Here is a 12,829-nt window from a genome sequence, read left to right as displayed (position 1 = left end):
GCGATGGATATATTTTTAGCAATTTTACCAGCTATATTTTGGGGGAGTATTGTGTTATTTAACGTAAAACTGGGCGGGGGACCGTATAGTCAAACGCTTGGAACAACGTTTGGAGCACTTATTTTCTCAATTGTTGTTTATATTTTTATGAAGCCAGTATTAACACCTACTGTGATTGGGGTTGGAGTTGTGTCAGGTTTATTTTGGGCGCTTGGTCAGGCGAATCAATTGAAAAGTATTGATTTAATGGGCGTTTCGAGGACGATGCCAATTTCAACAGGACTTCAATTAGTTGCGACGACTTTATTTGGCGTTATCGTATTTCATGAATGGTCCACGACAATATCGGTCGTCCTTGGGATTTTAGCGCTCGTTTGTATTATTGTCGGTGTTATTTTAACATCACTTCAAAGTGAAGAAGAAAAGAATGCAGAGCAAGCAGCAAATTTTAAAAGAGGTATCATAATTTTATTAATTTCAACAGTCGGTTATTTAGTTTACGTAGTAGTGATTAGACTATTTAACGTAGATGGTTGGTCAGCTTTATTACCACAAGCAGTTGGTATGGTATTAGGAGGGATTTTGCTTACCTTTAAACATCATCCATTCAATAAATATGCAATCCGAAATATTATTCCAGGATTAATTTGGGCAGCTGGAAATATGTTTTTATTCATTTCGCAGCCGCGTGTTGGAGTCGCAACAAGTTTCTCGCTATCGCAAATGGGGATTATTATTTCCACGCTTGGTGGGATCCTTATATTAGGTGAAAAGAAAACGAAACGCCAATTAACGGGTATCGTTGTCGGTATCGTTTTTATTATTGCAGCCGGAATTATGTTAGGTATAGCAAAAAGTTAAAGGAGGTATTGAAATGTATAGTGATTTAGAAGGAAAAGTGGTCGTTATTACAGGATCAGCAACTGGTCTTGGTAGGGCGATGGGAGTAAGGTTTGCTAAGGAAAAAGCGAAAGTGGTTATTAATTATCGCTCACGAGAATCAGAAGCAAATGATGTGTTAGAAGAAATTAAAAAGGTAGGCGGAGAAGCGATTGCTGTAAAAGGTGATGTCACGGTCGAATCAGATGTTGTGAATCTCATTCAATCTGCTGTGAAAGAATTTGGTACGCTTGACGTTATGATTAATAATGCAGGGATAGAAAACGCGGTACCGTCGCATGAAATGCCACTTGAAGATTGGAATAAGGTAATTAATACAAATTTAACAGGTGCTTTTTTAGGAAGTCGTGAAGCGATTAAATATTTTGTAGAACATGATATTAAAGGGTCTGTCATTAATATGTCTAGTGTTCATGAGAAAATTCCGTGGCCACTATTCGTGCACTATGCAGCGAGTAAGGGTGGTATTAAACTGATGACAGAAACGTTAGCGCTAGAATATGCGCCAAAAGGTATTCGAGTAAATAATATTGGACCAGGTGCAATTAATACGCCGATTAATGCAGAAAAGTTTGCTGATCCTAAAAAACGTGCTGACGTAGAAAGTATGATACCGATGGGCTATATTGGAAACCCTGAAGAAATTGCAGCAGTAGCAACTTGGCTCGCTTCTTCAGAGGCGAGTTATGTAACGGGCATTACGCTATTTGCAGATGGTGGAATGACGTTATATCCATCGTTTCAAGCTGGGCGTGGGTAATATAAAAGGACGAAGAGATAAAACTCTTCGTCCTTTTTTTACAAAAAAAATAGCGGCCAGCTATTTTAAATTTAGTGATTAATTGTATCTTGAAGAAATTCTGTTGCTTGATGTTCAGTAACATTTTGTACGAGCGCGACTTCGCTAATCATCATTTTTCGTGCATTATCTAGCATTTGTTTTTCGCTCGCATTTAATGCTCTCTCTTTATTGCGGCGAAGTAAATCCCGAACAACTTCTGCGCTATCTTGTAAATTGCCATTTTTCATTTTTTCCATATTCATTGTATATCTTTGTTTCCATGATAGTGATGGGTCTGACTCCCCGTTTTGAAATTCAAGAAGTATATCATCTAACGTACCTCGATCAACGATATAACGAATACCCGATTTTTTTAATTGATCCATAGGAAGCATTACTTGCATATCTTTACTAATGATGCGTATCACACAATATTGACGTGAAGTACCTAATATTTCTTTCTCTTCAATTGCTTCAATGATTCCTGCACCGTGCATTGGATAAACGATTTTATCACCAATTTGAAACAAATCATCCACCTCCATATGTGGTAACCACTTTTAATGATAGCATACGCATGTAAAAATGTCAAATTTTATATAATAACATAATATTTATATTCGAGTCAATAAGATAAAGTGCTTTTTTATGTTTTTTTTGGGGACCTTATGTATCGTGATTTTTTTAGAAAAATAGTACAGGTGAAGAAAGAAGGCATATCCACTTATTTTTAAGCATAAAATGTAAAAGCGCTAATACAATATACCTAAATCCGTTCTTTGCAAAGGAGGGAGAGAAGGTGGGGCGCACAATAAAAATTGATATTACAAATAAAGTTGTAGCTAAATTTAGACAAAATTATTTGGAATTATATACGAGTAAATTTATGATAGGTAAGTTTTATGTCTATACTGAAGATAAAGAATATGTGTTAGAAGACGGATATATATATGAGAATGGAAGGTTTTATCGCATCATAGATACGCACCGTGGCAATAATCAAGCGGCGGAGGGCTGCGATCTAGGACGGTGTTAACATGATTCGTGTGAAAGTATTTGATGAAAGTCACGAAAAAGACTTAGAAGATGCTGTAAATGTTTTTTTGAAAAAGATTGATGATAGCAACTTTGTAGATATTAAATATCAAGTTGGTGTTTCCATTAACGACGATGAAAACCAAATTTATTGTTTTTCAGCAATGATCGTTTATAAAGCATAAAAAAGAGCTGGGTGAGCCAGCTCTTTTTTATGCTTTATGTTGGGACAACATGTGTCGGTAATACGTTCATAATAGATTGGGGTGTGCCTAATTTCTTTGTCGTTAAAAGAGGCTCCCCTGTTTCATGATTTTGGGCATCTTTACACATACCAAGGTGATAACGATCACCTAAAAATGGATCAATATAAAAACCGTTTTTAAATACTTTATCATTCGGATGTTTTTCATGGTGAATATCAGAGCAGTTAATGCAATAGAACATAGCGTTCAACCCCTTTTTATTTTGTTTGAAAAAAGTGAGTCGGTAGTCATTTCGCTCCTAAGGAAATGTTGAGGAGAAGAGAAATAACTACCTACTCAAATGGTGGGCATATTCCTTCTGATTTGTCATATCTCGCGTATTGTCCCTGAGGGAAGGAGGAGAGACGAAGTACGCATGATATAAGTAAGGCGCTTCTTTCAATATGAATGATGGAGTTTCATGTTGAGAGAAGTTTTTATTTTGTATTGCCTTTGTGAGTATATTATGAGGAAATGCTAAGAGGGTGTTTGTCCTGTTGAAAAAATGTTGAGAATTTCTCAACAGTAAAAGAATTAGCATTGACATGAAACTAAAAGGTGTTATATTATCGAAGTGTAACCAAAAGGTGTTATGTTATAACGCCGAGTAAAGGAGAATGAACATGGAACAACAAAATACATTAAATGATATTAAACAAACAATCGTTTTTAACGCGTCTATTCAAAAGGTATGGAGTGTAGTATCAACTGCAGAAGGGATTGCGTCATGGTTTATGCCAAATGATTTTGTATTAGAGGTAGGACATGAATTTCATGTGCAATCGCCATTTGGGCCATCACCATGTAAAGTGTTAGAAATTGATGAGCCAAACCATTTATCTTTCTCATGGGATACAGATGGCTGGGTTGTTTCATTTAATTTGAAAGACTTAGGAGATAACAAAACAGAATTTACGTTAATTCACGGCGGCTGGAAACATCCTGATGAAATTCTTCCGAAAGCGAATGCGAAGAGCTCTATTATTCGCGATAGAATGAGCGGTGGTTGGGTAGCGATTGTAAATGAAAAACTGAAAAAGGTTGTCGAAGGCTAAGTGTCCTCGTCAGCAGCGAAATATGATGTATTTCAAGCAATTGCTGATCCAACCCGCCGAGAAGTAATACGGTTATTAAGTGACAAAGAGTTACCGATTTCCAAAATAACGGATCATTTTCCGATGAGTCGTACTGCGATTGTAAAGCACCTTCATATTCTTTCGGAAGCGAATTTAGTAAGTGGAAGAAAAAGCGGAAGAGAGAAGATATATCGTTTGCATCCAGAACCATTAGAAGAATTACAACAGTGGCTCTCGTATTATGAACGTTTTTGGGATAATAAATTATCCATGCTGAAACATATTGTGGAGAATGAAGAATAAAAAAAGGGTGACCAAAATGGTCATCCTTTTTATTGTTGCTCACTTGTTTGTGTAGCTGGCTTTAATAAGAGCCAAGCGATAATTAATGTACATACTGCTAATACGAAAGTGCTCATATAAATGACGTGTACGCTTGATGCTAATGCGGATTGTGATTCGGTTACTACGTTTGCTGTAGTACCGCCGTGTCCGCCAGATACAAGATCAAGGTTTTTAATACCACGTGCGTGAATCATCGTATTGAAGATTGTACCGAATATTGCAGCACCTAACGTTTGACTAAATGTATTAATAAATGTGTTTAAACCAACAGCTGTTCCGCGTGTATGAGCTGGTACGGCTGCTTGAATTGTTACCATGTAAATCGGTGTCACAAGCCCCATGCCTAAGCCGAATAATCCGACTGCTACATAAATAAGGAACGATGGTGAATTTGTTGATAGTGTAAATAATAAGAACGTAGCGACTGATAAAATGCTAGCTCCAAGTAAAATGATTTGTTTCGTTTTTAATTTGCCTACTAAGTTACCAGAGAAAATAGCGCCAAATGTCCACATAACAGGAATTGGCATTAAAATAAGTCCAGCTTCTGTTGCATTTTTCCCTAATACACCTTGACTCCAAATTGGAAGGTACATTGTAATACTAATAATCATTGCGCCAGCAATAAGAGTTAATATATTTATCGTAGATAATGTACGGTTAGAGAAAAGTGCTAGCGGAATTAATGGTTCCTGAGATTTTTTCTCGATGAACAAGAAAATAATGAATGAAATAGCGGCAAAGATTAATAGGCCGATAATTGTCATGTCTCCCCAGTTTTGCTTACTGCTACCTGTTAATAATGCATATAGTAGAGCGATTGTACTTAATGAAAAAACTGTTGCACCAAGATAATCGATATGATGTTTAGCAGGTTTAATAGATTCTTTGTAGTAAATTACAATCATTAAGCAAGCGATAATTCCGAATGGGACGTTTAAGAAGAAAATATAACGCCAAGAAAGAGAATCAACTAAAAATCCACCTACTAACGGTCCGATAACACCGGATACACCCCAAACGGCACTCATCCAACCTTGTGCTTTCGCGCGGTCTTTCGCTTCGCTATATAAGTCTCCAATAATCGTCATTGTGATTGGCATAACAGCACCAGCACCGATACCTTGAAGCGCGCGGAAGAAAATTAATTGTTCCATCGATGTAACGACTCCGCAAAGTGCAGAACCGACTAAAAAGATTGTAGCCCCGATCAGTAAAACCTTTTTACGACCGAATAAATCAGCGAGCTTTCCGTATATTGGAGTCGAAACAGCTGTTGCAAGCATATAAATTGCATATACCCAACTAACAAGTTCGACGCCTGACAAATCACTCGTTATACGAGGGATTGCTGTACTAACAATCGTTCCTTCTACCGCAGAAAGAAACGTCATTAACATTAAAGACATCATGACTTTTTTTCTCATTTGTTTTCCCCTTACCCTTTTTAAATATTCAACAATATAAAATATAAAGGTACTAAGGTATATAAAGCAACAAAAAAGCAATGGAAAGTTACATGGAGCAGATGTTTGTCGCTTCTTGTCGGTAAGTCGATATATTTTGGAAATCGCCGATATAAGTTGCAGAATCGCTGATAAATTTGTGGAATCGCTCATATAATTTCATGTACCTATAAAAAAAGAAACAGGAATCCCTGTTTCTTTTTTTAATACTGCATTTTCGCGTTTTCTCCAGCTGTCGTTCCGGCAATTCTACCAGTAACAAGGGCTGATGTAATATTATAGCCACCAGTATAACCGTGGATATCAAGAACTTCTCCGCAGAAATATAAGCCGTTCGTAAATTTAGAAGACATTTCTTTCGGATTAATTTCTTTCACGGATACACCTCCGCCAGTAACGAATGCTTTTTCAATTGACTGCGTACCATTTACATTCACAGTAAATTCTTTAAAGTCTTTCACAAGTGCACGAATCTTTTCGTGAGAAACTTGTCCAGCTTGTTCACTACCGTCAATTTCGTTTTTTTCTAATAAGAATAGGAAGTAACGTTCAGGGACATAACCTTTTAAAACGTTTTTAATTCCTTTTTTCGGATCTTCTTTCATTTGTTTCAGCATGCGCTGAAATAATTGCTCACTATTTTCCTCTGGCAATGCATCAATACTCATTTGTATTGTGTTCGTTTTAAACTTTTTCAGTGCTTTCACGACGAATTGACTACAGCGAAGAGCAGCAGGACCAGATAGGCCAAAATGAGTGAAGAGCATGTCCATTTTGTGAGAAATGATAGCTTTTCCTTTCGGGTTTAATACGCTTAAGTTTATATCACGTAAAGCAAGACCTTGTAATGAGCGATCACGTATAAACGGCTCGTTTGACAGGATAGGTACTTCTGTTGGGAATAATTCTGTAATTGTATGACCTGCTTTTTCAGCCCAAGCGTATCCGTCTCCAGTAGATCCAGTTTGAGGAACTGATTTTCCGCCAACAGCGATAACGACGTGATTTGTTTCTAACACTTCGCCTGTTTGCAGTATAACTGCTTTTGTTTGACCATTTTCATATTCAATCGTTTCAACAGGCGTATTTGTACGAATTTTTACACCTAAGTCTTTTAATCGTGTTAAAAGTGCGTCTACAACAGATTGTGCTTTGTTTGACACAGGGAACATGCGACCGTGGTCTTCTTCTTTCAATTTAACACCGAGATTTTCGAAGAATGTAATAATATCTTCATTATTAAAAATAGAAAAAGCGCTGTATAAGAAGCGACCGTTTCCTGGTATATGTTTAACAATTTCATCAAGTGGTAGACGGTTTGTTACGTTACAGCGTCCGCCACCAGAAATTGCAAGTTTACGCCCAAGTTTATTTCCTTTATCAAGAAGTAAGACATTTGCGCCTTCTTCTGCAGCACCAATTGCAGCCATTAGTCCAGAAGGACCGCCGCCGATGACAATAACATCATAATGCATAATATATCGACCTCATTTTCTACATTTCCTGCCTAAAAGAATAGCATGTTTTCCCTTAAAAGAAAAATAGAGTGAAGTACTGCTTAATGAGAGAATTGTGGTACAATACAAAAGTTAGAGTTAAGCACTATCCTGCTATTTGTAGGCGATAAGACTAAAACCTCAAGATTTAGGAGAAGTAAATAGGGAGTCTGTTAGCCTGTAAATGCTCGAATGGTTCAACTAATAAGGAGTAGGAGAGAAGTCTCCAACTAATTATAGTTTCACTTTATGTAGATGTAGGAGGATTTTTGTATGTCCGATTCGAAATTTCTGCGCGGAACGCTTATTGTTACGCTAGGGACATTTTTAGTAAAGTTCTTAGGCATGATTTACGTCTTTCCGTTTCATGCATTAGTAGGCACAGAAGGCGGAACGCTCTATACATATGGATACATTCCATATACGATCTTTTTAAGTATCGCAACGGCAGGTGTGCCGCTTGCTGTTTCAAAATTTGTTTCCAAATATAATGCGCTTGGCGATTATAAAACGAGCCGGAGAATGTTCCGCTCGGGAATGGTTATGATGATAGTAACAGGAGTTCTTTCGTTCCTAGTACTGTACATGACGGCGCCATTGTTTGCAGAAGCGATGCTTGGTAAACAAAGTATACACAATAATGTAGGAGAAGTTACGACGATCATTCGTCTTGTAAGTTTCGCACTTATTGTTGTACCAGCAGCGAGTTTAATTCGTGGTTATTTCCAAGGTCACCAGTCTATGGGACCAACTACCGTTTCACAAATTATTGAACAAATTATTCGTATCGTCTTTTTATTAGCTGGTAGTTTTATCGTTATTAAAGTACTTGGCGGTACAGTTGCAACAGCAGTTGGAGTAGCGACGTTTGCTGCGTTTGTTTCAGCGGTTGGAGCACTCGGTGTGTTAATTTGGTACTGGTTAAAACGTAAAAAATATTTGGATCAATATTTAATTGAACAAACTGTACCAGAATCAACAGTAAGTACTGTTCAATTGTTTAAAGAGTTATTCGCATATGCAATTCCTTACGTTGTAATTGGGTTAACAATTCCTTTATATCAACAAATTGATACATTGACATTTAACTCAATTATGCAGGCGATTGGTCAAGGTGATATCGCAGAGCGAGCGCTTGGTATTTTCACAATGTGGACGCATAAGTTAATTATGATTCCTGTATCACTTGCAACAGCGTTTAGTTTAACGCTTGTACCAGCAATTACAAAATCATTTACTGAAAAACAATACCGCTATTTGAAATTACAAATTACACAAACATTCCAAGCAAATATGTTTTTAACATTGCCAGCAGTTATCGGTATTTCAACACTTGCATATCCAATTTACACTGCTTTCTATGACTCAGATCCATTAGGTGGACAAGTATTAATGTGGTATGCACCAGTTGCATTGTTATTTGCTTTATTTACAGTAACAGCGGCAATTCTTCAAGGGATTAATCAGCAAAAGCATGCGATTGTCGCGCTTATTATGGGTGTTATTTTGAAATTTGTATGTAACGTAATCTTTATTCGTTATTTCGGTACAGTAGGAGCAATTCTAGCAACCGCAGTTGGTTTCTTAGCTTCTGTTTGGTATACAAATCGACAAATTAAAAAATACGCACACTATTCATTCGGTGTTGTATATAAAAGAACATTCCAAATTGCAGTACTGACACTTATAATGGTCGTTGCTGTAAAACTATCACAATGGCTTCTATCCTTCATGATTTCGCCTGATGGCCGTATTGGTGCTCTTATAACAGTTGCGATTTGTGCAGGTATTGGCGGTCTTGTTTACGGATTGTTAGCAATTCGCACAGGAGTACTTGAAAGAGTATTTGGCGGAGAAGCATTAGATAAAATTCAACGTAAACTTGGTAGTAGATTTAAAATAAAGTTGAAATCAAGAGGGGCGTAATTACGTCCCCTTTTCTATGATAAATAAAGAAGGTGAAAAACGTGAGATTAGATAAATTATTAGCGAATATGGGATATGGAAGTAGAAAAGAAGTAAAGAAATTATTGAAAGATGGCGTTGTGAAAATTGATGGAACGCCAGTAAAAGATGCGAAAGTTCATGTAAATGTAGAAGAGCAAGAAGTTATGATTCACGGCGAAGTTGTGGAATACAAAGAGTTTGTTTACTTAATGATGCATAAACCACAAGGTGTTATTTCAGCGACGGAAGATGATAATCATGAAACAGTAATAGATTTATTAGAATTAGAAGATGCAATCTTTGATCCGTTCCCAGTTGGACGACTTGATATCGATACGGAAGGTTTCTTATTGATAACAAATGATGGGAAGTTATCACATCAATTATTATCTCCGAAAAAGCATGTGCCGAAAAAATATTATGCACACGTTGCAGGAGTAGTAACAGAAGAGGATGTAAAAGAGTTTGCTAAAGGTGTTATTTTAGACGATGGCTATGAAACAAAGCCAGGTGCGCTTACAATATTGAAAAGCGATGATATTTCTGAAATTGAGCTTGTGATTACGGAAGGAAAATTCCATCAAGTGAAGCGTATGTTTGAAGCGGTAGGGAAAAAAGTAGTCTACCTAAAAAGAACGGAGATGGGTCCGTTAGTATTAGATGAAGAACTAGAACTTGGACAATACCGAGAGCTAACAGATGAAGAAGTAGAAATGTTAAGAACATATCAAGTAGATACTGAAAAGTAGTACCTTTATAGGTGCAGAAAAAACCCCTTTCTAATAGTTAGAAAGGGGTATGTATTTATTTACATACAATTATTTTTCGTTATGAGGTCATTCTCACTTTCTTTCCTGTTGTTGTCCACTTACCGCGGCAAGGGCTATACACGAGTTCATTAAACTGCAACACATTTAGATCACGTTGTATCGTTCGCGGTGTGATCCCGAACTCATCTACAAGGTCTTTCGTCGTTACCGTTCCGTTTTCATTGATGTACATATAAATTGATTTAATGCGTGTTAGCATACGAGTAGTTGTAGGTTTCAAGAGAAAACCACTCCTCTACTAGTTTTTTTGACCCCATTCAGGAAAGAAGGTCGTTACTACCATTGTACTCTACATGATAAAATTCATGCTTTAATCTACTTAAATTTTACAAAAGTTTAACAAATATTTATATAGAAAAATATTGGTAGTTGACATTGTATATATGGTCAGTCAACTAACACATAAAATTCTACGTAAAACGCCAAATTCCTGCAAATTTTTTGAAAAAATAAAAGAAAAACTAATAAGAAATGTCTGAAATATTACAATTGTTCGGTATTTAGTTTTCGTGTATGGCATAAGGGATTTCGGTTTGCTATGATGAAAGAGATAATATAGTGAAGGATGGATGCGTGATGTCAGCGATTAATTGGACTGAAGAAGTTGCAAAACGAAAAGATGATTTAATTCGTGATACACAACAATTTTTACAAATTAAAAGTGTATGGGAAGAAGAATCCGCGAAAGAAGGCGCACCATTCGGTGAAGGTGTAGAAAAAGCGCTATCTTTCATGTTACATAAAGGAGAAGCTGAAGGTTTTGCTTCTAAAAATTTAGAAGGATATGCAGGTCATCTTGAAATGGGACAAGGAGAAGAGTTAGTAGGTATTCTTTGTCACGTTGATGTTGTACCAGAAGGAGATGGCTGGACGACTCCTGCGTATAGTGCGGATATTCGCGACGGAAAGATTTTTGCACGTGGTGCAATTGACGATAAAGGCCCAACGATGGCAGCATATTATGCGATGAAAATTGTGAAAGAATTAGGCTTACCTCTTTCAAAACGTGTGCGTATGATTATAGGAACAGATGAGGAAAGCAATTGGAAATGTGTAGATCACTACTTTAAAAACGAAGAAATGCCAACAATCGGTTTTGCACCAGATGCAGACTTTCCAATTATTAATGCAGAAAAAGGAATTTCTGATATACAAGTTGTGCAAAATGGTAGTGAAGAGAAAAAAGGTACATATGAACTTGTTTCATTTGATTCAGGCCGCCGTTTAAATATGGTTCCTGATTTTGCAGAAGCGGTTATTACAGGAGAAGATGTAAATGCACTTACAGTAGCATATGAAGAGTATTTACAAACTGCTAAAAAAATAGGGAAATCGACTATAGAAGGCAATACAGTGACGTTGCAAATAGAAGGAATTTCAGCGCACGGATCTACTCCTGAAAAAGGAGAAAATGCAGGTTTATTATTAGCAAACTTCTTAACTACAGTTTCACTTGATGGAAAAGCAACTGCATTTGCGATATTTGCAACAGAAACATTTACTGGTGATATTTTTGGTGAAAAAGCTACTATTGCTTATAAAGATGAAATTAGCGGTCCATTAACAGTGAATGTTGGTCGCCTTTCTTATACGAAAGAGAATGGTGGTAATTTAGGATTAAACGTACGTTACCCAGTTACGACTAACTTTGAAGAAATGATTGCAAAGTTAAAAGAATATGTAGGTACGTATGGATTTGCAGTAGCAGACTACTCTAACTCTCGTCCGCATCACGTTGATAAAAATCACGAGTTAATTCGTACGTTGCAACGTGTATATGAGGAACAAACAGGTGAAAAAGCTGAATTGTTAGCAATCGGCGGAGGTACTTATGCTCGCTCATTAAAAGCTGGTGTGGCATTTGGACCGCTATTCCCTGGAAAAGAAGAACTTGCGCATCAAAAAGATGAGTACATTGAAATTGAAGACTTATTAAAAGCAACAGCAATTTATGCGCAAGCAATTCATGAACTAGCGAAGTAAAGTGAAACTTTAATCGCCGATATATGAATAATGACCGCTCTCTACTTTAGAGGGCGGCTTCTTTTTAATTGAATGAGATAAGAAAGAAAAGAAACAATAGAAAGAAGGAGACGGTGTACATGGATAGGCATTATTTTGTCGCAATTACGTTACCAAATCATATAAAAGAAGTGCTGTCTAACTATAAAGAGGATACGAATGAGGAATTACCATTTCGCTCGTGGGTACATAAGGAAGATTATCATATTACCCTTTCCTTTTTAGGAGGTGCGACAGAAGAACAGTTAAAAGGTATAAAGAATGGATTACAAACACTTACAAAAACAAAAGAACTATCGTTCACGTTACAAGGTTTTTCAACGTTTGGTAGAGAAGATCAGCCCCGTATTTTTTGGGCGAAGGTAAGTGAGAATCACGATTTGTTTCAGTTGCAAAAGCAAGTACATGTCATTTGTGAAGAAAATGGATTTTCTCTAGAAACACGCCCGTATCATCCACATATTACTGTTGCTCGTAAATGGATAGGAGAAGAAAAGTTTCATTTAGAAAGTATAAAAGAAGTACCTGAAATATCATTTCAAGCAGATACAATTACTTTATACGAATCCCACGTGAAAGAAACCCCGAAGTATAAATCGATTGCTGAAATAAAATTACAAAAATAGAATGGTGAAAACGTTTTTTATGCAGGTGAATATAATATAGAGAAGAATGGAGTTACTGTA

At 36.7% G+C, this 12,829-nt stretch carries 15 protein-coding genes; 10 read left to right on the top strand and 5 right to left on the bottom strand.

Translation table 11 applies throughout. The features are described from left to right. Positions 1 to 3: 3 nt before the first annotated feature. Positions 4 to 861, top strand: coding sequence for a glucose uptake protein GlcU (gene glcU / locus ACUXVC_RS23710; protein ID WP_000350865.1), 858 nt, complete (start codon positions 4 to 6; stop codon positions 859 to 861). A 13-nt stretch (positions 862 to 874) separates the two neighbouring features. After that, positions 875 to 1,660, top strand: a complete 786-nt coding sequence (locus ACUXVC_RS23705) for a glucose 1-dehydrogenase (protein ID WP_053563527.1) — start codon at positions 875 to 877, stop codon at positions 1,658 to 1,660. 71 nt (positions 1,661 to 1,731) lie between these two features. Here the strand turns inward: ACUXVC_RS23705 and ACUXVC_RS23700 are convergent, their stop codons facing one another. Continuing rightward, complete coding sequence (locus tag ACUXVC_RS23700; RefSeq protein WP_000451442.1) at positions 1,732 to 2,226, bottom strand: CarD family transcriptional regulator; 495 nt, start codon at positions 2,224 to 2,226, stop codon at positions 1,732 to 1,734. Between the two features lie 254 nt (positions 2,227 to 2,480). Here ACUXVC_RS23700 and ACUXVC_RS23695 point away from each other — a divergent pair, with 254 nt between their 5' ends. Beyond that, positions 2,481 to 2,717 carry a DUF2553 family protein gene (locus ACUXVC_RS23695; protein ID WP_144465131.1) on the top strand — a complete coding sequence of 79 codons (237 nt, stop codon included), beginning with the start codon at positions 2,481 to 2,483 and terminating at the stop codon, positions 2,715 to 2,717. A gap of 1 nt (position 2,718) precedes the next feature. Then, positions 2,719 to 2,901, top strand: a complete 183-nt coding sequence (locus tag ACUXVC_RS23690) for a sporulation protein Cse60 (protein ID WP_000621751.1) — start codon at positions 2,719 to 2,721, stop codon at positions 2,899 to 2,901. Between the two features lie 34 nt (positions 2,902 to 2,935). Here the strand turns inward: ACUXVC_RS23690 and ACUXVC_RS23685 are convergent, their stop codons facing one another. Further along, entirely contained in the window at positions 2,936 to 3,163 is a 228-nt protein-coding gene (locus tag ACUXVC_RS23685; RefSeq protein ID WP_000498988.1) for a DUF3973 domain-containing protein, read from the bottom strand. A 421-nt stretch (positions 3,164 to 3,584) separates the two neighbouring features. Here ACUXVC_RS23685 and ACUXVC_RS23680 point away from each other — a divergent pair, with 421 nt between their 5' ends. Both ACUXVC_RS23680 and ACUXVC_RS23675 read left to right on the top strand, forming a co-directional pair. Then, a complete protein-coding gene (locus ACUXVC_RS23680; RefSeq protein WP_000437769.1) occupies positions 3,585 to 4,016 on the top strand; it encodes an SRPBCC family protein in 432 nt (143 codons plus the stop codon). Beyond that, entirely contained in the window at positions 4,017 to 4,340 is a 324-nt protein-coding gene (locus ACUXVC_RS23675) for an ArsR/SmtB family transcription factor (RefSeq protein WP_071726019.1), read from the top strand. 29 nt (positions 4,341 to 4,369) lie between these two features. On the opposite strand, the gene ACUXVC_RS23670 is transcribed toward ACUXVC_RS23675, so the two are convergent. Continuing rightward, a complete protein-coding gene (locus ACUXVC_RS23670) occupies positions 4,370 to 5,809 on the bottom strand; it encodes an MDR family MFS transporter (protein WP_144465130.1) in 1,440 nt (479 codons plus the stop codon). A 242-nt stretch (positions 5,810 to 6,051) separates the two neighbouring features. After that, a complete protein-coding gene (locus ACUXVC_RS23665; RefSeq protein ID WP_000558859.1) occupies positions 6,052 to 7,323 on the bottom strand; it encodes an NAD(P)/FAD-dependent oxidoreductase in 1,272 nt (423 codons plus the stop codon). A 294-nt stretch (positions 7,324 to 7,617) separates the two neighbouring features. Between ACUXVC_RS23665 and ACUXVC_RS23660 the strand changes: the two genes are divergently transcribed. Together ACUXVC_RS23660 and ACUXVC_RS23655 are read left to right on the top strand one after the other, a co-directional pair. Continuing rightward, positions 7,618 to 9,270: a putative polysaccharide biosynthesis protein gene (locus ACUXVC_RS23660; protein WP_001284026.1), complete on the top strand. Its 1,653-nt coding sequence runs from the start codon at positions 7,618 to 7,620 to the stop codon at positions 9,268 to 9,270. A gap of 41 nt (positions 9,271 to 9,311) precedes the next feature. Continuing rightward, on the top strand, positions 9,312 to 10,040 hold the full coding sequence (locus ACUXVC_RS23655) for a pseudouridine synthase (RefSeq protein ID WP_001234948.1): 729 nt from the start codon (positions 9,312 to 9,314) through the stop codon (positions 10,038 to 10,040). A gap of 79 nt (positions 10,041 to 10,119) precedes the next feature. On the opposite strand, the gene ACUXVC_RS23650 is transcribed toward ACUXVC_RS23655, so the two are convergent. After that, entirely contained in the window at positions 10,120 to 10,341 is a 222-nt protein-coding gene (locus ACUXVC_RS23650; protein WP_000805512.1) for a DeoR family transcriptional regulator, read from the bottom strand. A 356-nt stretch (positions 10,342 to 10,697) separates the two neighbouring features. Between ACUXVC_RS23650 and pepV the strand changes: the two genes are divergently transcribed. Next, complete coding sequence (gene pepV, locus ACUXVC_RS23645) at positions 10,698 to 12,104, top strand: dipeptidase PepV (protein ID WP_144465129.1); 1,407 nt, start codon at positions 10,698 to 10,700, stop codon at positions 12,102 to 12,104. A gap of 119 nt (positions 12,105 to 12,223) precedes the next feature. After that, entirely contained in the window at positions 12,224 to 12,769 is a 546-nt protein-coding gene (gene thpR, locus ACUXVC_RS23640) for an RNA 2',3'-cyclic phosphodiesterase (protein ID WP_000373843.1), read from the top strand. The last annotated feature ends 60 nt before the right edge of the window (positions 12,770 to 12,829 follow it).

The organism is Bacillus sp. N6, from assembly GCF_052805735.1.
The sequence above is the reverse complement of the archived record's forward strand: the minus strand, read 5'-3'. Positions and strand labels throughout refer to the sequence as shown.